Annotated in this window: 14 protein-coding genes and 3 pseudogenes; 9 read left to right on the plus strand and 8 right to left on the minus strand. The window is 67.5% G+C overall.

Annotated features, from left to right (window positions below):
- Positions 1–172: 172 nt before the first annotated feature.
- The 5 genes from ACFVYF_RS16280 to ACFVYF_RS16300 all read left to right on the plus strand — a co-directional run bounded on the left by ACFVYF_RS16280 (position 173) and on the right by ACFVYF_RS16300 (position 6,123).
- On the plus strand, positions 173–574 hold the full coding sequence (locus ACFVYF_RS16280) for a DUF1360 domain-containing protein (protein ID WP_389455863.1): 402 nt from the start codon (positions 173–175) through the stop codon (positions 572–574).
- A 218-nt stretch (positions 575–792) separates the two neighbouring features.
- The gene (locus tag ACFVYF_RS16285) at positions 793–1,098 is read left to right on the plus strand and encodes a helix-turn-helix domain-containing protein (protein ID WP_389455864.1); all 306 of its coding nucleotides are present in this window, start codon (positions 793–795) and stop codon (positions 1,096–1,098) included.
- Positions 1,099–1,486: 388 nt separating this feature from the next.
- A complete protein-coding gene (locus ACFVYF_RS16290; RefSeq protein WP_389455865.1) occupies positions 1,487–2,278 on the plus strand; it encodes an SDR family oxidoreductase in 792 nt (263 codons plus the stop codon).
- A 29-nt stretch (positions 2,279–2,307) separates the two neighbouring features.
- The gene (locus ACFVYF_RS16295; protein WP_389455866.1) at positions 2,308–3,492 is read left to right on the plus strand and encodes a zinc-dependent alcohol dehydrogenase; all 1,185 of its coding nucleotides are present in this window, start codon (positions 2,308–2,310) and stop codon (positions 3,490–3,492) included.
- A gap of 348 nt (positions 3,493–3,840) precedes the next feature.
- A complete protein-coding gene (locus tag ACFVYF_RS16300; protein ID WP_389455867.1) occupies positions 3,841–6,123 on the plus strand; it encodes a catalase in 2,283 nt (760 codons plus the stop codon).
- A 325-nt stretch (positions 6,124–6,448) separates the two neighbouring features.
- On the opposite strand, the gene ACFVYF_RS16305 is transcribed toward ACFVYF_RS16300, so the two are convergent.
- The 3 genes and pseudogenes from ACFVYF_RS16305 to ACFVYF_RS16315 form a co-directional block, all read right to left on the minus strand.
- Complete coding sequence (locus tag ACFVYF_RS16305) at positions 6,449–6,832, minus strand: hypothetical protein (RefSeq protein WP_389455868.1); 384 nt, start codon at positions 6,830–6,832, stop codon at positions 6,449–6,451.
- A gap of 223 nt (positions 6,833–7,055) precedes the next feature.
- A pseudogene (locus ACFVYF_RS16310) lies at positions 7,056–7,271 on the minus strand (LysR family transcriptional regulator); the annotation flags it as partial.
- A 24-nt stretch (positions 7,272–7,295) separates the two neighbouring features.
- On the minus strand, positions 7,296–8,510 hold the full coding sequence (locus ACFVYF_RS16315; RefSeq protein ID WP_389455869.1) for a PP2C family protein-serine/threonine phosphatase: 1,215 nt from the start codon (positions 8,508–8,510) through the stop codon (positions 7,296–7,298).
- A 521-nt stretch (positions 8,511–9,031) separates the two neighbouring features.
- Between ACFVYF_RS16315 and ACFVYF_RS16320 the strand changes: the two genes are divergently transcribed.
- Complete coding sequence (locus ACFVYF_RS16320) at positions 9,032–9,505, plus strand: ATP-binding protein (protein WP_389455870.1); 474 nt, start codon at positions 9,032–9,034, stop codon at positions 9,503–9,505.
- A 555-nt stretch (positions 9,506–10,060) separates the two neighbouring features.
- Here ACFVYF_RS16320 and ACFVYF_RS16325 read toward each other — a convergent pair.
- A pseudogene (locus ACFVYF_RS16325) lies at positions 10,061–10,253 on the minus strand (transposase); the annotation flags it as partial.
- A gap of 64 nt (positions 10,254–10,317) precedes the next feature.
- Positions 10,318–10,815, minus strand: a complete 498-nt coding sequence (locus ACFVYF_RS16330) for a hypothetical protein (protein WP_389455871.1) — start codon at positions 10,813–10,815, stop codon at positions 10,318–10,320.
- Positions 10,816–10,861: 46 nt separating this feature from the next.
- Here ACFVYF_RS16330 and ACFVYF_RS16335 point away from each other — a divergent pair, with 46 nt between their 5' ends.
- Positions 10,862–11,398, plus strand: coding sequence for a dihydrofolate reductase family protein (locus tag ACFVYF_RS16335; protein WP_389455872.1), 537 nt, complete (start codon positions 10,862–10,864; stop codon positions 11,396–11,398).
- Between the two features lie 794 nt (positions 11,399–12,192).
- On the opposite strand, the pseudogene ACFVYF_RS16340 reads toward ACFVYF_RS16335, so the two are convergent.
- A pseudogene (locus tag ACFVYF_RS16340) lies at positions 12,193–12,372 on the minus strand (hypothetical protein); the annotation flags it as partial.
- Positions 12,373–12,600: 228 nt separating this feature from the next.
- On the opposite strand from ACFVYF_RS16340, the gene ACFVYF_RS16345 reads away from it, so the two are divergent.
- Both ACFVYF_RS16345 and ACFVYF_RS16350 read left to right on the plus strand, forming a co-directional pair.
- Positions 12,601–13,068, plus strand: coding sequence for a hypothetical protein (locus ACFVYF_RS16345; protein ID WP_389455873.1), 468 nt, complete (start codon positions 12,601–12,603; stop codon positions 13,066–13,068).
- A gap of 582 nt (positions 13,069–13,650) precedes the next feature.
- Positions 13,651–14,214: a YcxB family protein gene (locus ACFVYF_RS16350; protein ID WP_389455874.1), complete on the plus strand. Its 564-nt coding sequence runs from the start codon at positions 13,651–13,653 to the stop codon at positions 14,212–14,214.
- A gap of 173 nt (positions 14,215–14,387) precedes the next feature.
- Here ACFVYF_RS16350 and ACFVYF_RS16355 read toward each other — a convergent pair whose 3' ends face one another.
- Together ACFVYF_RS16355 and ACFVYF_RS16360 are read right to left on the minus strand one after the other, a co-directional pair.
- Positions 14,388–15,410 carry a LacI family DNA-binding transcriptional regulator gene (locus tag ACFVYF_RS16355; protein ID WP_389455875.1) on the minus strand — a complete coding sequence of 341 codons (1,023 nt, stop codon included), beginning with the start codon at positions 15,408–15,410 and terminating at the stop codon, positions 14,388–14,390.
- A 343-nt stretch (positions 15,411–15,753) separates the two neighbouring features.
- Complete coding sequence (locus ACFVYF_RS16360) at positions 15,754–16,887, minus strand: cellulose binding domain-containing protein (RefSeq protein WP_389455876.1); 1,134 nt, start codon at positions 16,885–16,887, stop codon at positions 15,754–15,756.
- Positions 16,888–16,941 lie beyond the last annotated feature (54 nt).

Here is a 16,941-nt window from a genome sequence, read left to right on the forward strand (position 1 = left end):
GTATTCCGGCTCGACAAACGACGGCGAAACCGGCGACGGTCCGTCCACATCCCGTGCGCAACCAGTAGACGGCGTGCGCGGGGAGAAAGGCGGTCATACGTACGCGCCGGGCGAGGCTGTTCCTCTCGGTGGCTATGCCGTGCTTGCGGGCGTTTACTGCGCGGCGACAGGTGTGGCTGCACTGTCCCTGCGCAGGTCGGGGCGTCCGCTGCCCCCCGGCATCCCGCCGTGGGACCTGCTGGTGCTCGGCACAGCCACGTACAAGATCTCCCGGCTGGTGACCAAGGGAAAAGTCACGAGTTTCCTTCGGGCCCCCTTCACCCGTCGTCAGGAGGCAGCGGGCGGCAGCGAGGTCGCGGACGAGCCGCGTCGGCGGGGGACGGTGGGGCAGGCGATCGGTGAACTCCTGTGCTGCCCCTTCTGTGCGTCGACCTGGACGGCCACCGGTCTGGTCTGCGGATATGTGGCCGCCCCACGCGCCGTCCGTCTGGCCGCCGCCGGACTGAGTGCCGTGGTGATTTCTGACTGGCTGCAGTATGCATGGAGCTTCACCCAGCAGCAGGTCGACGGATGACATGACGACGATCACGGCGTGGCCCGACGGCTCGCGCGCCGCGTAGTCGGGATCGCGACCTTCGTGATGCGGAACAAGCAGTATCTGGTCGCGCTGCGCGCCGAGAAGAGGGGTCCTGGTGCTTCAGACCCTTCACATAGAACGCCAGCTCGGACGCGGCGACGCACACCTGCTTGGCAACATGCTCGACCGCGTCGGGCGGCAGCTCCAGACGCATCTTGGGAAGGAGTCCGGGCCATGTTCGGGATGCTCAGCGTGCTCGCGGAGCTCCAGCGAGAGCTGATCGTGGCGAACACGAACGACGGGCTCGCCTCCGCGCGGGCCGCGGCCGGGTCGGCGGGCGCCGGCCGAAGCTCACGGCCGACCAGGCCGAGCTCGCCCAGCAGCTCTACGACGCCCGGGAGAAGACCGTCCAGCAGATCGCCGACATGTTCAACGTGCCCCGTTCCACGGTCTACGGACACCTCGACAAGACCAAGTCCGTGCCCCGCCGGCCGAAGAAAACCACTGCGGCGAAGCCCTAAAAGCTACCGGCGGATTGCTTGTCACCTGGTTCACCGCTCGATATCGGCAATCCCACTCCTACGACTTCCTGTCCCGCACCGGCGGCGGCGCACGGGTAACCAGTGCAACCTGCACGCAAACACAGTGGTCGGCGTCCCGAGATCGGTGAGAGCCCGTGAATGGATCAGCTCACCATGGGCACCCGGCCCGCACGGACAGAATGCCCTTGATCTCACAGAACAGCACATTTCATCGCGGCGAGGGCCGTCTGGTGAAGGGCAGCCCGTACAGCGCAGCAGGGACCCTCCCGCAGAGAAAGGACGATCCGTGTCCCCCACCCCCCAGTCTCGACGGCCCGAACCGAACTTCCCGCAGCAGGACCAGCAGCACCCGGGATGGACGGGACCCATGGATCCTCCTCCCGATCACGGTGAGACCTCATACCGCGGAGCCGGACGGCTTCACGAGCGCAAGGCCGTCATCACGGGCGGGGACTCGGGCATCGGCCGAGCAGTCGCACTGGCCTTCGCCCGGGAGGGCGCCGACGTGCTGTTCACTTACCTGCCCGAAGAAGGCAAGGAGGCCGAGGAGACCGCACGGCTTGTCCGTGAGGCGGGCCGCGCAGCTGTAGCCGTCCCTTGCGATATTCGTGAGGAGGAACAGTGCCGGCGTCTGATCGAGCGCGCGGTGCAGGAGTGGGGCCGCATCGACATCCTGGTCAACAACGCCGCCTACCAGATGTCTCAGCCTGATGGCATCCAAGCGATCACCACCGAGCAGTTCGACCGCGTGATGCGAACGAATCTCTACGGCATGTTCTGGCTGTCGAAGACGGCTCTGCCGCATATTCCGCAGGGCGGGTCGATCATCAACACGACCTCGGTGCAGGCCTATCAGCCCAGCCCGCATCTTCTGGACTACGCCATGACCAAGGGCGCCATCGTCACGTTCACCCAGGGGCTGGCTCAGATGGTGGCCTCCGACGGCATCCGCGTCAACGCTGTGGCCCCTGGTCCGGTGTGGACGCCGCTGATCCCAGCGACCATGCCGGACACCACCGAGTTCGGTAAGCAGTCGCCGCTGGGGCGTCCGGCGCAGCCGGCAGAGATGGCACCGGCCTATGTCTTTCTCGCCTCCCCGGAGTCGAGCTACATCACCGCAGAGATCGTGAACGCCACGGGCGGCTCCCCCATCGGATAGCACGCTCTGACAGGACGAAAGAGGAAAGTATGCGCGCACTGACGTGGCAAGGCCGACGGGATGTGCGGGTGGAGACGGTCCCCGACCCTGTCCTGCAACAGCCCGACGATGTGATCGTAAGAATCACATCCACCGGAATCTGCGGCTCTGACCTGCACCTTTACGAGGTACTTGGGCCCTTCCTCGACCCGGGGGACATCCTCGGTCACGAGGCGATGGGCGTCGTCGAGGAAGTCGGCCCCGACGTTCACGCGGTCGCCCCCGGGGACCGGGTCGTCATTCCGTTCAATGTCTCCTGCGGTACATGCTTCATGTGCTCTCAGGGCCTGCACTCGCAGTGCGAGACGACACAGGTCCATGCGTACGGATCGGGTGCCGCCCTGTTCGGCTACACCAAGTTGTACGGACAGGTGCCCGGGGGGCAGGCAGAGTATCTGCGGGTGCCGTTCGGCAACCACCTGCCCATCAAGGTCCCCGAAGGGCCGGCGGACGACCGCTTCGTCTACCTCTCCGACGTGCTGCCCACCGCGTGGCAGGCCGTCGAGTACGCGGCGATCCCGCCCGGCGGCTCACTCACCGTGCTCGGGCTCGGTCCGATCGGAGACATGGCCACACGCATCGCCCAGCACCGCGGCGCGGGCCTGGTCATCGGCGTGGACCTCGTCAACGAACGTCTGGATCGGGCCTCCGCGCACGGGGTCACCTGTCTGGACCTGCGCCGCCACGAGAAGGACCTCGGCGAGGCGGTCCGCGAGCTGACCGGTGGCCGCGGCACCGACGCGGTCATCGATGCGGTCGGCATGGAAGCGCACGGCAACCCGGCCGCCAAGGCCGCTCAGTGGGCGACCGGACTGCTCCCCGACGCGCTGGCCCAGCCGTTCATGCAGAAGGCGGGCCTGGACCGGCTCGGCGCGCTCTACGCGGCGATCGACCTGGTAGTCCGCGGCGGCACTGTCTCCCTGTCCGGGGTGTATGGCGGTGCCATGGACCCGATGCCGCTCTTGCGCATGTTCGACAAGCAGATCCAGTTCCGGATGGGACAGGCGAACGTGTGGCGGTGGGTCCCGGAGATCCTGCCGTTGCTGAGCGATGAAGACACTCTGGGCGTCGACGGGTTCGCCACTCACCACCTGCCGCTGGAAGACGCGCCGGAGGCCTACGCCGCCTTCCAGGCGAAGCGGGACGGCATGATCAAAACCCTTTTGCGTCCCTGAAACCGCCCTCCTCCCTACGTGGACGACCACGGCACGCAGGCGGTCCGAGTTCAGCAGACACGCTCGTCGGCGGGGCATAACGGCTGCCGCCATTTTCGGACCCCGACTCCCCTCCCCGGAGGGACGGTCATCAGCGGTGCGCGCCGAAGAAGAGCAGCGGCCGCCTTGCGCCGGCCTGCCACCCGCTTGGCTCAGCCAGCCGTCGGACCGGCCAAGGAGGTGTTCATCTGGATGGACGATGGCGTGAGTCCCGGTGGCAGAACCGGGTACTCCAGCTCAGCTGATCGCGTGGCCCTCCTGACTGAATCAGTGCTTGTCTCCCGTCCCACTCAGTGATCGGAAAACACTGTGACTGCCAAGAAGAAGAATCCCGTCACGGCGAAGGCCGGCAAGGTCGCCAAGAAGGTTCAGGAACTCGCCCACCCCGGCAACGAGATCCCCGGCGCGCCGAGCCCGGTGCCGCCCCCGGTCGATGAGCCGACCGACCCGGCCGGTCCGCTGCCGCCCAAGCCCGACCAGCGCGGCCCGGACACGTACAGCCCCACCGGACAGAAGACGGGCATCCCGCAGGCGGAGGTGGCACAGGACGGCGAGTACCTCACCACGGCGCAGGGCGCGCGACTGTACGACACCGACCATTCCCTCAAGGCAGGGCCGAGGGGTCCGGTGCTGCTGCAGGACCACCACCTGCGCGAGAAGATCACCCACTTCGACCACGAACGGATCCCGGAGCGCGTCGTGCACGCCCGCGGTGCCGCAGCCCACGGCATCTTCCAGGGCTACGGCACAGCCGAAGGGATCAGCAAGGCCGCGTTCCTGGGCAAAGACGTGGAGACGCCGGTGTTCGTGCGCTTCTCCACAGTGCTGGGCTCGCGCGGGTCAGCCGACACCGTTCGCGACACCCGTGGCTTCGCGACGAAGTTCTACACCAGCGAGGGCGTCTTCGACCTGGTCGGCAACAACATTCCGGTGTTCTTCATCCAGGACGCGATCAAGTTCCCCGACGTCATCCACGCCGGCAAACCGCACCCGGACCGGGAGATCCCGCAGGCGCAGAGCGCTCACGACACGTTCTGGGACTTCGTCACCCTGCACACGGAGGCCACTCACCACACGCTGTGGAACATGTCCGACCGCGGAATCCCGCGCTCCTACCGGATGATGGAGGGATTCGGTGTCCACACCTTCCGCTTCGTCGACTCCGAGGGTGCGACGACGCTGGTGAAGTTCCACTGGAAGCCGAAGCTCGGAGTGCACTCCCTGGTGTGGGAGGAAGCCCAGATCACCGCAGGTGTGGATCCCGACTTCCACCGCCGGGACCTGGCCGACGCGATCGAGGCCGGAGCCTTCCCGCAGTGGGAACTCGGCGTGCAGACCTTCCCCGACACCGACGACCAGATGTTCGAAGGCATCGACCTCCTGGACCCGACCAAGATCGTGCCGGAAGAGCTGGCCCCCGTCCAGCCGATCGGACTGCTCACCCTGAACGCGAACCCCTCCAACTACTTCGCAGAGACCGAACAGGTCGCCTTTCACGTCGGACATCTCGTGCCCGGCATCGACGTCACCAATGACCCGCTGCTCCAGGGACGCCTCTTCTCCTACCTCGACACCCAGATCAGCCGGCTCGGCGGCCCCAACTTCGGCCAGCTGCCCATCAACCGGCCCCACACCCCCGTCAACGACATGCTCCGCGACGGCATGCACCAGACGGCGGTCCACCGCGGGGTCGCGCCCTACCGGCCCAACTCCCTCGACGGCGGGTGCCCCTTCCTGGCGGGCGCGGACAACGCCGCCTACATCGAGGCTCCCGAGCAGGTACCCGCCTCCCGCAAGGTCCGGGACGCTGCAGCCTCCTTCGACGACCACTACACCCAGCCACGGCTGTTCTGGCTGAGCATGACGCCCACCGAACGCGAGCACATCGTCGCCGCCTACACCTTCGAACTCAGCAAGTGCTGGGAAACGGCGATCAAGGAACGCGCGCTGACGGTGCTGGCGAACATCGACGCCGAACTGTGCGCGCAGGTCGCCAGCGGCCTCGGCCTGCCCGCCCCCGCGCCGACTGTGAAGCAGAGCGACCCATTGCCCAGCCCGGCGCTCTCCCAGCTCGGCGGCACCTGGCCGCTTGACGGCAGGATCGTCGGCATCATCACGGAAGGCGATCAAGACCTGACGGGCGTGCGCTCAGTGCGCCAGGCCGTCCTGGACGCCGGCATGGTGCCTCTGGTCATCGCCCCCACCGGCGGAGTCCTCGACCCCGAGGGCGAGCCCGTCACCGTGCAACGCACCTTCGCCAACGCCCGCTCCACCGAGTTCGATGCCCTTCTCCTCGCCGGCGCACCGGCCGTCGGAGCCGACGGCTACGGGGCCCGTGACGCCAAGGCCGACGACGACGCCGCGATCGTCGCCGGAATCGACTCCCGTGTGCTGCTCCTGGTAACGGAGGCATACCGCCACGGAAAGGCCGTCGGTGGTTGGAGCGATGGCGTGGAAGCACTGGCCGCCGCTGGAATCGCACTCGACGCTCCGGGCGTGGTGAGCGCTGACACCCCGGAAGCGACATTGGAACATCTCACCGAACTGCTGACCCGCCACCGCGCCTGGGACCGCTTCACCCCCTCGGTCTGACGCGTTATCTGTGCGGTCTCCGGCCCTGCCCGGCTGGGGACCGTGCAGAACGGGGCGACAGAGGAGGGCTCTGGAGGGCTGGGTTTCGATGACCCGGGCCCCGGCGCCGGCCTGCCAGGCGATGATGCCGATGCTGTGGGCGACGGTGTCTGCATCTCGCGGGCGATGCGCAGCCGTTCTGCGGTGATGGCCTCGGCGGCGACCCGGGCGTGCAACTCTGCGGTGTGGGCGCGGGCCTGATGCGACGAATTACCGATGAGCCAGGCGATGACCACGGTCAGGGCCACCAACAGCTCCTGCGCGATGCTGGAATCGTCGCCCGTGATCAACCGCAGGACGAGGTAGCCGGCGAGTGTGCCGAACGCTGCGGCGGCGCGGTGAGCGAGCTCCGCCGAGGCTGGGTGGCTGCGAAGTAGCAGAGGGCGATATCCCCGGCCAGGAACTGCATGGGCGGAATCCCATTCCGACGCCAGGCCACCGTCGAGCTGACCGTACCGACGATCACCAGACCCTTCGCCGCGGAGGTCCTGCGGCGCAGCACCGCGCTGCACCGCGCAGCACCGCGCAGCACCGCGCTGCCGGCCAGGATCAGCACGAAGGCGACGGCGAGCAGCGCGTGGGCTCCGAGCGAGTCGAGCCCGTCCTGGGCGTAGTTGAGCGAGTACGTCGGCCCTTTCGGCATCACTAGGTACTCAACGATGGGTTCCACTGTTGCCGCGTACCACGCCAGTGCAAGACCAACAGCCGCCTCCGCAACCAGACCGGAGGAACCTGGAGCCGATACGCCGCCGGAGATCACGGAAGGTCACCAGCAGGCTGGGCACCCCGGGAACCAGCGACAGCTGATCAGGGGAGGCCACCAGTACCGAGGCCGTACTCAGGCACGGCGATCGACCCCGGTGATGAGTTTTCACGCCCGTCCACATTCGAATTCAGGTCCCCTTCCGGACGGACTTCGACGCCCATCTGTCCCGGCGCGGTGGCACCTTGATCAAGCGCACCAACGCGATGCGACGGAGAACGCGAACCCCGGGAGGTACGGCGGAGACGAGCGAGACGGGAAGGGTGGACATTCCGCACCCTGCGGCCACGAGGTGGAGTTGGGCAAGCCAGTCGCGGACGGTGTGGGCGATCTCGGGACGCTCGTCCGGCGGGAGTTGGTGCACATCGACTCAAGGAGTGAACCGCTCCCTCTTGTCTCTGCTGGGCGTCCTGGATTCCGGCGAGGGGCGGCGGTTGCCGTGCCAATCCAGTATGAGGACCGTGGCGTCGTCGCGGAGATCGCCACGGCAGGCGTCGAACACCGCGGCGGTCAGGCTTCGGACGGCTTCTCGCGGATGCAGCGCGCGGGTCTCGTGAATGATCGAGGCCAGGTCGACGGCCGCGGCACCACGCTCCTGCATTCCGTCGGTGAGCAGGATCAGGCGGTCGTCTGGACGCAGTTGCAGTTCCTGTAGGCGATAGGAGGTCGGTGCCGCCACACCGAACGGCAGGTTGACGGCGAGTTCCACCTCTTCGACGATGCCGTCGCGCAGCCGCAGCGGCCGAGGGTGTCCGGCGTTGACCAGTTCACACCGACCTGTTTCAAGGTCGACGCACAGCAACTGGCCGGTGGCCAAGCCGCGGCCGTGGCTCATCAAGGCCTGGTGGGCATGGCGGGCTTGCTTGAGAGCGTCACAGCCACTGCGGCGGGCCCGGCGCAGTGCGCCGACCAGCAGGGTGGCCAGCAGCGCGGAGTTCGTGTCGTGGCCCATGGCGTCCGTGATGGACAGGTGCAGTGTGTCGCGGTCAAGGGTGTAGTCGTAGGTGTCGCCGCCGATGTCGTCGGCCGGGACCAGCCCGGCAGCGAGGGTGAACTGGGGCGCCTCGCAGCAGGGGGCTGAGGGGAGCAGCTGGTGTTGGATCTCCGCGGCCAGGCTCGTCTCGGTGGTGCGCCGTCCCAAATGGTACAGATCGGTGAAGCGGCGGTCCGTGACGATGATGTAAGCCAGCGCGTGGGCCGCGTCGCGGACCTGCCGCAGCACGGTGTCGTCGGCGCACTGCAAGGTCACCTCCAGGAGGCCGATGCAGTCGCCGCGGTTGGTGACCGGCGTGATGACGCGCTGTTCGCCCTGGCTGTCCGGTTCCACATGCTGGCGCTGGCTCTGCAGAACGCTGTCGTAGATGCTGCCGTGCAGGTCGACCGGTTCGGCATGATCGTCGACCTCACCGCCGGCCGCGGCGAGCCGTACCAGCCGCTGGCCGATGAGGTCGACGAAGAGGAAGGACACATGGGCGGCACCGAACCGCTTTTGCAGATCGTGTGCCACCACGTCGACGGACTCACCGGGCGAAGCCGCCTCCGCAGCGGTCAGCAACTCGCCCAGTTCCAGATCTCCACTCTCCATGGCAGCCTCCTATCGGTTGCCGCACCTTCTTCCCCGAGTCTCCGCAACATCACCTACTGTCCCCATCGTGCCTGGTCAGAGCAGCAGGCCAAGGAGCACGGGACGTTCTTTCTCGGCCGTGGCGCGATCGACATCATCGGGCAGACGGGAGCGCTGGGAGCCCGCTGCCCCTTTCTCATACCTGCCCGTCCCATACGAGCTGACCTTCGGCTCCGGACGTGATGGCCGCCGACCGCCGCCTCCCCAGATAGAGCTGTGGCGCAGGGAAGCCCAGCACCTCAGAAGGACGATGAAGAGTCGTCCCATCGCCGACAACGCTCGCGGCATCCTGATGCCCGTCTGCTCCTGCAAGCTTCAACCCAGCAGCTCCACCCGATAGCAGCGCAAACAACGCGGTTCAGGAGCTAAAGCCCTCTGTGGTGGCTGTTTTCGAACCCGAGCATGATCGTTCTGTTCTCTTTCGGATTTGGGGGTAGACGCGTGGCCTGAACGGTCAAGGCTCAGGAAGCGGGCGGATCGGCATGGATGGGGCTGGCCAGAACAGGGTTGGGCAACTGAATGAAGGGCTGGTCAAGGCGTCGCAGGCGTATGAGGGCAGTCCAGGCGACATTGCGCAGGGGCGTGAGGTGGCCCGGGTCTTCCTGACGCGCTTGCAGTCCGTTCACGGTCTCCCGGTGTCCGCGCGTGTGATGGACGTGGTCCAGCTGGTGGTCAGCGAGTTGCTGACGAACGCCTGCAAGTACGCCTCCGGCCCATGCCTGCTTGACCTTGAACTGGCGGGCGGCCGGGTCGAGGTGACGGTCTGGGACAGCGATCCAGTACTGCCGGTGGCCAGGGCCGCCGACCCGGGCCGGGTCGGGCAGCACGGCCTGGAGATCGTGATGGCCGTGTGCCAGAGTTTCGAGGTGCACCGCGAGCCGGTCGGCAAACGCACGACTGCCGCGGTGATGCTCGCGGACGACCCGGGCGGAGACACCGCCGGACTCCAGCCGTGACGTTGCCGGTGAACTTCCTCACGCCTCGGGCGGGCGGGCCCGTGTCCGCATCCGCATCCGCAGGAACCAGAGCGATCTACTCATCCTGTGGCAGGGCTTCCTGAAGGGCTTCTACGAACTGGGCGTCCACTACCGGCTCGAGGAGGACATCGGCACCCTCGACACGATCGTCGACCTGGGTAGCAACACGGGTCTTGCCGCGTCCTACTCCACCGCCCGCTACCGCCCCCGCACTTTGCTGACCGTGGAGCCGATCCCGCAGAACGTGGCCGTCCTGCGGCACAACGCCACCCAGTCCGGGTCTCGACTGGAAGATCGAGCCCGTGGCTGTTGCCGCGGAGTCCGGGACGGCTCAGTTCACCGTAAGCGCGTTCTGGGACACCTGCACCGCCGTGCCCGCAGTGGCCGACTTGCGCCGCGCCCGCCCCTACCGGCTGGAGAACATAGGTATCGAGGCCCTTGGTGCGGTCGAAGTCCGCGGGCCTTGCCCATGGGGCTCGCCATGGCCGCACCTGCCGACGCCAGGACCTCGCGCCCCTCACTTCACCGTCTACTCGCCCAGACGATGGTGATCTCGGGGTGCATTAGACGGAGGCCGAAGACGACAGCGGCTGTCCGCGCGTATCGACCACCATGTGCCGCTTGCGGCCATTGACATTTTGCCTGCGTCGTAACCGCGGGAGTCCTTGCCAACGGTCGAGGCCGCTTTCACGGCAGCGGAACTCCTACCATGGCACACGGTCTGGGGCTTCATGGCCCGGGGGGCGGCGGCCGGGACCGGTAGGGCTCTCCTTATGTGGAATCGAGCCGGGCTAATCGTGCGGCCGATTGCAGAGGAAGCAGCCGTCCCAGAGCGGGAGCGCGTTGAGGACGCGGTGGCGCACGCACGAGGCCATCGCTGCCTCGTCCCGGCCGGGGAAGCCGCGTGCGGCGCTGCTGTCGGCGGGCGGGGTGCAGGACTCCACCATGGTCGTGAAGCGGTGCAGGTAGTCATGCACGCGGGGCGGGTGGTAGTCCAGCTCACTCCAGCGATGTCCGCTCGCCGCGAGTGATGTGGCACGCAGCACGAAGTCCTTCGCTCGGGCGCGTTCCCGCTCCGTCGCACCCCAGTCGAACTCCGCCAGGTCGAACCCGACAGCACCGCGCCCCATGACGTCCTGGTCCTGCAGGGTCAGCAGCGCCGCGAAGCGGAAGTCCCAGTCCTCGGAGGCGAGATCGGACACGGCCAGCATCAGCACGTCGATGAACACCGCGGTGGCGCCATTGGACAGGTCCAGGTCGTGGTTACCGTCGGAGAAGATGTTGCTCACCGACCTATGATGCGATCCCGGCCCTCCACCTGCTTGGAGAAGACGCATGACGGTTGCGAGCACCGGCAAAGTGGTCGTGAACAGGGTGATGTCCCTCGATGGGTTCATCGCCGGTCCCGGCCACACGATGGACTGGATCTTCGAGCACATGACGTCGGCGACGTTCCCGGAGGTCATGGCGGCCACGGGCGCCATGCTCATCGGCCGGGGCACGTACGAGGTCGGCAAGCGCATGTCCGACGAGAACACCGCCTACGACGGCGGGGCGCAGTTCGTGCTCACCCACCGCCCGCCCGACGAGCCGGACCCCAACGTCACCTTCCTCACCTGTGACATCGAGGTAGCCGTGGCCACGGCACGCCGCGCCGCCGGGGACAGGAACCTGGAGATCCTCGGCGCCGACGTGGCCGCCCAGTGCCTGCAGCGCGGCCTCGTCGACGAGATCCTGGTGTACGTGCTGCCGGTGCTGCTCGGCGACGGCATCCGCTTCGCGCCGCCGGGCCTCGACCGGATCGACCTGGAACCGTTCAGCAACGTCCAGTCGGGCGGGGTCACCATGCTGCGCTTCCACGTGCGCAAGTAGGCACGGTCGCAACTACTGGCCTGCTGTCATGGCCCCCATCCCGTGGGGCAAGTTCCCCACTCCTGCTGGACATCAACTGGCCCGACGGTGGCTGCAGTTCATGGCGAACATCGGTCGGGCAACCGGCTCATGGCCACGCTCGCCTATGACGGTGCCTTGCACCGAGAGGAGTTGGTCCAACTCGAAGTCGGGGACTTCGAGCACGCGCAGCGCCTGATCCATCTGCGGGCAGAGACGGCCGAGTTCCAGAGGGCCAGGGAAGTCGCCTTCGGCGTCACCTCGTCTCAGCTGTTCTTGGCCTACCCCAACGAACGACGCGGCATGAATGGGAATGGATTACCCCGAGGTTCGATCCCCGCCGCGTTCCCGCCTTACCGCTGTCGGTCCGGGCCGGCCGCGCCCCAGCCCCCCGGATCATCGACGATGCCGCCTGGGCCAAGCTGATGGCCGCCGGGCTGACACTGACCACCGACGACTTGCGCGCCTACGGGACACCGCGGGCGAAGGCTGCCGGGTGGCACGCGAACTACTACCCGATCGAAATGATCCGTGCCCTGATCGGGGTGTGGTTGTTCGGCGGTCTACGGATGGACGAGATCCGTCGACTCGAACTCGAATGCGTCCGCTGGGACCAGGCCACCGACCCGACAGCGGCGAGATCTACCGCGTCTGCCTGTTGCACATTCCGGTGAACAGGACGACGCTACTCCCCTTCGCAGCCGCCCACTGTACACACGCTGTCTGAACCCCGTGGCCCGTCACGGGCTCCCTCGGGTCGCTGCGGTGAACGCGCCTCAGAGGTACCGCTTCCGCCGGTGGAGGTGGTCAGGGCGCGGCCGCGGCCATGCTGGTGTCGTCGGGGCGTTGCACAGACCGAACCGCAGGTGCTCCACGTAGTAGAGGGCCTGTTCGAGGAGTTCGGCGACGTGGTTGTTGTCGTACAGGGTGTAGATGACGGAGCGGCCGCGGCGTTCCTCGTCGGTGGCCTGGTGAACCACGGGGCGTGCAGTGGAGTTGAGACCGCCCACCGATGAAGCAGCCTGAGACTGCGCGGAAGGCACAGGTCGGAGCTGCCACATGAAACCGAGCGCGAGACCGTACTGCCGTACTGCCGTACAACCCTTGGGCCTGGCGAGTCGTCATAACTACCGTACGACGCACCATGACCATTCACCGCATACTGGTTCCAACGGGGGAAACACATGAGCTCGGTCCGCAAGGGCATCCGCAACCGCGTCCGCACACGCCGTGCTTCCACCGCGACCCTCGCTCTCCTGATGGCGGGGATCCTGGGGACCGCCGGGGCGTCCAGTGCCGACACGTCGGCACGGGCGCAGCAGAAGAAGCAGATCGCCTCGTCCGTCCTCGGGAGCGACTACAAGATCACCCTCACCGCCCTGCAGTCACCGGAGGACCAGTACGCCGCCACCGTGGAACTCCGGGTCTACAAGCAGAGCGGCGGTGCCTGGAAGGAGACCGACCTGGTCACCGTAGGCGATGTGAACGGGTGGTTCTGGTACCCGCTCACGGGCAGCGGCTCTGTCTGCGAGTTCTCGACCGCGAGCACGGAGCCCGCGCCGCTCACGGTGAGCCTGCTGGTCACGCCGTCCATCGGTTGCTCGGACCCGGTGAACTACCTGGTGAAGGAAGGCCGGGTGTACGCCGACTGACCGGCGCAGCCAGGACTCCGGTGGGTCGGCCCCTCTGGCCCACTGGTCTTCTCCGACGAGGCGGCCGCATCCACCCGCCGTTCGATGGTGACGGGGGCGTTCCAGGCGTCGCGATACTGGTGCCCGTTTCGGTGTGGCGGACGAAGGGGGCGAAGCCCTTGGTCGGGTCGGTCAGGGTGAGTTCAGAGGACTCATAGCCGGGCCCTCCCCAGCCCGCTTCCTGGTGACGGCCGGACCGAGGTCGGTGCGGACTGGTCACGCCGAACGTGAAACTCACCAGCGAAAACGAATTGGTCTCACCAGCCACCGACTCGTGGGCTCCCGTCGCCAAATTAAGCACCACAGTTGGGCCCGCCCACGGTAGTTGTCACCACTGGTGTCCGCGGATCTGCGGCTCGATCAGCAAAACACATCGGCGGTCCCCGGATCGGCGGGCTCAAGTCACCAGAACTGCGCGAAACACGGTGGTGGTCACCGGCTCCGGCGCATGCAGTCCCTCATGGATGAGCGAAGGTCTTCGACCCGGGATGAGGGCGAACTTCAATTTCGTAATGATCCACATGTCTTTTACCGGGAGGGACCATGGCCGAAGGCCACAGCAACCAAGGCGCCAATCATGCGGAAGCCTCTGACCATGTCGTGGACGAGCGGACCGCAGTTGAACTCACGTACCAGCCCCAGTCTGCCGACATCCTGGTCGGTCTGCGGGTCCGCGAGCGGATCAAGCGGACCGGGCTACTGCTGCGAAGCGTGTTCCTCCTCCTGTGGGTAGGGCAATGGCTGGTCTCCGCCGTGGTCCGCGGGGGTGTCGACGTGGTCTCGACGGTTCTGTTCTTGCTGGTCGTCCTGCTGGTGTGGGGGTACCCGCGGCTGCAAGCCGCCCAGACGCAGCGGCTCGTCGGATGGCAGGGCGACTACCGCGCCAACGTGTCTCCGGCCGGGATCACCTGCCGTACCGACCACGTCACACTGATCCAGAAGTGGTCCGTTTTCCAGGGTTACCGGGAAACGGCAGATCACTTTGTCCTGCTCAGCCGGGATCCCAACATGCTGTGCCTCGACGTCTTGCCCAAGCGGGGCGTGCATGAGGCTGGAGACCTCGAGCGCCTACGGGCGATCCTGGACCAGTACACCCCTCGCGTGTGACAACTCTGACGCGCCCCAGCGCCCGGACACAGCGGAGGTGGCCAGTATTGGGGAGCGCTCCCGAATCGTCCGCATCGCGCCGGTACGGCCCGCCCGGCAGCCTTCTCCCTCAGGCCCTCAGGCCCTCAGGCCCTCAGGCCGCACGGCGTCATCGGGCGGCCGCTTCGGCCTCGTCAGGCTGAGTCTCGGACCGTCAGCTCCGTCCGGAGGATGACGTGGCGGTAGGCCACGGACGGCTCCTCCATGTCCTCCAGTAGAAGTCGGATCATGGCCCGGCCCATCTCCTCCAGGGGCTGACGAACCGTGGTCAGGCGTGGCTCGGTGCGCTGAGCCAGCGGGAAGTCGTCAAAACCGATCACGGAGACGTCCTTGGGCAAACGCCGTCCCGCGGCACGCAGCGCTTCCAGGGCTCCCGCCGCTGTGGTGTCCGACGCGGCAAGGACGCCGTCGATCTCTGGGTGCCGCTCCAGCAGTTCCGTCATGGCGCGGCGCCCGCTGTCCTGCGTGAAGTCGCTTTCGGCGACCAGGGACTGCTCGCGCTCGAGGCCGGCCAGGGCCAGGGCATCCTGGTAGCCGCGCAGCCGGCACTGCGCGACGTACATGTCCAACGGCCCGGTGATGGTGGCGATCACCGTGCGACCTCGGGACAGCAGGTGGGAGACGGCGCTGCGCGCGCCGCCGACGTTGTCGACGTCCACGTAGCTGACGTACTCGTCGCCCGAGCGGCGCCCCAGCATCACGGTCGGTACGCGCACCTCGGCGAGCATGTCCGGGAGGCGGTCCGCCGCGTGCACGGACATCAGCAGGACCCCGTCGACCCGGCCGCCGCGCGCATACTCCAGGAAGCGCCGGCGATCGGCGTCCGAGCGGACCAGGGTGAGCATCAACTGCATTCCGGTATCCGCCAGCACGTCGCCGAGCGAGCCGACGATCTCGGAGAAGAACGGCTCCGCGAACACTCTCCAGTCGGGCTCCGTCAGCACGAGGGCGACGGCATCGGTTCGCCGCCCGGCCAGGGAGCGGGCCGCGAGATTGGGGACGTAACCCAGTTCCTCGATGGCTCGCTGCACGGATCGGCGCGTCGAGTCCTTCACGCCGGCCGAGTTGTTGATGACGCGGGAGACCGTGCCCCGCCCCACCCCGGCGTGAGCGGCCACCTCTTCCAGCGTCGGTGTGCCGAGGCGTCGCCTGCCCATGACCACCTCCCCCAAGAGATCACCGATCTTACGGACCGAAGGGACCGCGCACACGGCTTCCGCACGTGGCCCGCGCATCGTCGGTCAAGGGGGCGCCTGGTTCGCGTGGTTCATGAGCGGTTGCGCTGCACGCCCATCGCCTGGTGCGGGCCTTGCAGCCATCCAACGTCCACCGCCACGGTCCAACGCCCGGGCGTCCAGGGGGAAGAGAGCGGGACCCGCCCGTCGGCGCGGAGGCCGGTGGGGCGGGTCCCGGGTGGACGGACATGGCACGGCTGGAGTCCCGTGAGTGCTCGGCGGTTGACCGGCCGGCGTCAGGGCTCGGGGCGCCGTGCCGAATCCGTCAGGCGGTGGTGCAGGGAGTGCCGTTCAGGCTGAATGCGGTCGGCTTGACGAAACTGCCGTCGTAGGAGGCCTGGAATCCGAAGGAGGCCTGGCCGCCCGGCGCGAGGTACGCGTTGTGCGCCGCGTTGGCGGCCGTCACCGCGCCCGACGACGGCGAGATCCCGGCGTTCCACGCGTTGGTGATCCGTTGTCCGGCGGGCAACGCGAAAGCGAGATTCCAGCCGTTGACCGGGGAGGAACCCGTATTGGCCACGGTGACGTCGGCGGTGAAGCCGCCCTGCCACACACTCGTACCGTAGGTCACCTTGCACGCCGCGGGACCGCCGGGGCCGCCCGGGCCGGGGGTATTGCCGCCGAGGCTCACGGTGGAGGAGAACGAGGTCACCGCCAGTCCCGCGCCGTTCTGCCAGGGCTCGAAGCCGGCCTGAACGCTCGTCAGGTACCAGTTGTTCTGGGCGAGTCCGCGGGAGACGGCGTTCCGGGCGAAGTCCATCACGTCGAAGCTCCAGCTGTCGATCGCCGATGGCGCCACGAACGACAGGACGTCGTTGGTGCCGTTGTTGCCCGACCACACCTGCCACTGTCGTCCGGCGACGGTGGCGGAACCTACCGGCGAACCCACCGGCTGTACCGCACCCACGCGGTTGAACCAGATCATGATCTCGGTGCGGTTCACACCGTCGGTGCGGGGCGTCGGGTCCAGCCAGATGTCGTAGGCGGCGTCGTAGGCCGCACCGCTCACGTAGCTGTAGGAGACGCTTGTGGGGGCGTCGGAGATGGTGTTGAGCCGGGCCGGGAGGCTCGTGCCGGGCGAACAGTTGGTGTAGTGGCAGCCGTTGTACACGGACGGGTAGGACTTCGGAGCGCCGTTCGTGGGGACGGAACCGTCGGCCTGGGCGATCCTGAAGCCCGAGTCCGTAACGGCGATGCACTGGGGTGCGCTCGTGCCCCAGCGGTTGTTCTGCACGACGTAACGGCCCTTGATGGTCGTGGAGCCGAACGCCTCGCAGATCGTCGTATCGGCATGGGACGCCGAAGCACCGGTGAGAAGCGCGGCCAGCGCGACGAGTGAGGTGAGCAGCGCACCGGCCAGGGCGCGCACTCTGCGGACTTGGTGAGGTGACGGTTGCATGCGGGTCCTCCGCGATGGGTGTGGGGGTGCAGGGGCGCGCCGTTGCGGTTGGGA

Origin of the sequence: Streptomyces sp. NPDC058274 (genome assembly GCF_042881375.1) — a bacterium.
In the GTDB taxonomy this organism is placed as follows: domain Bacteria; phylum Actinomycetota; class Actinomycetes; order Streptomycetales; family Streptomycetaceae; genus Streptomyces.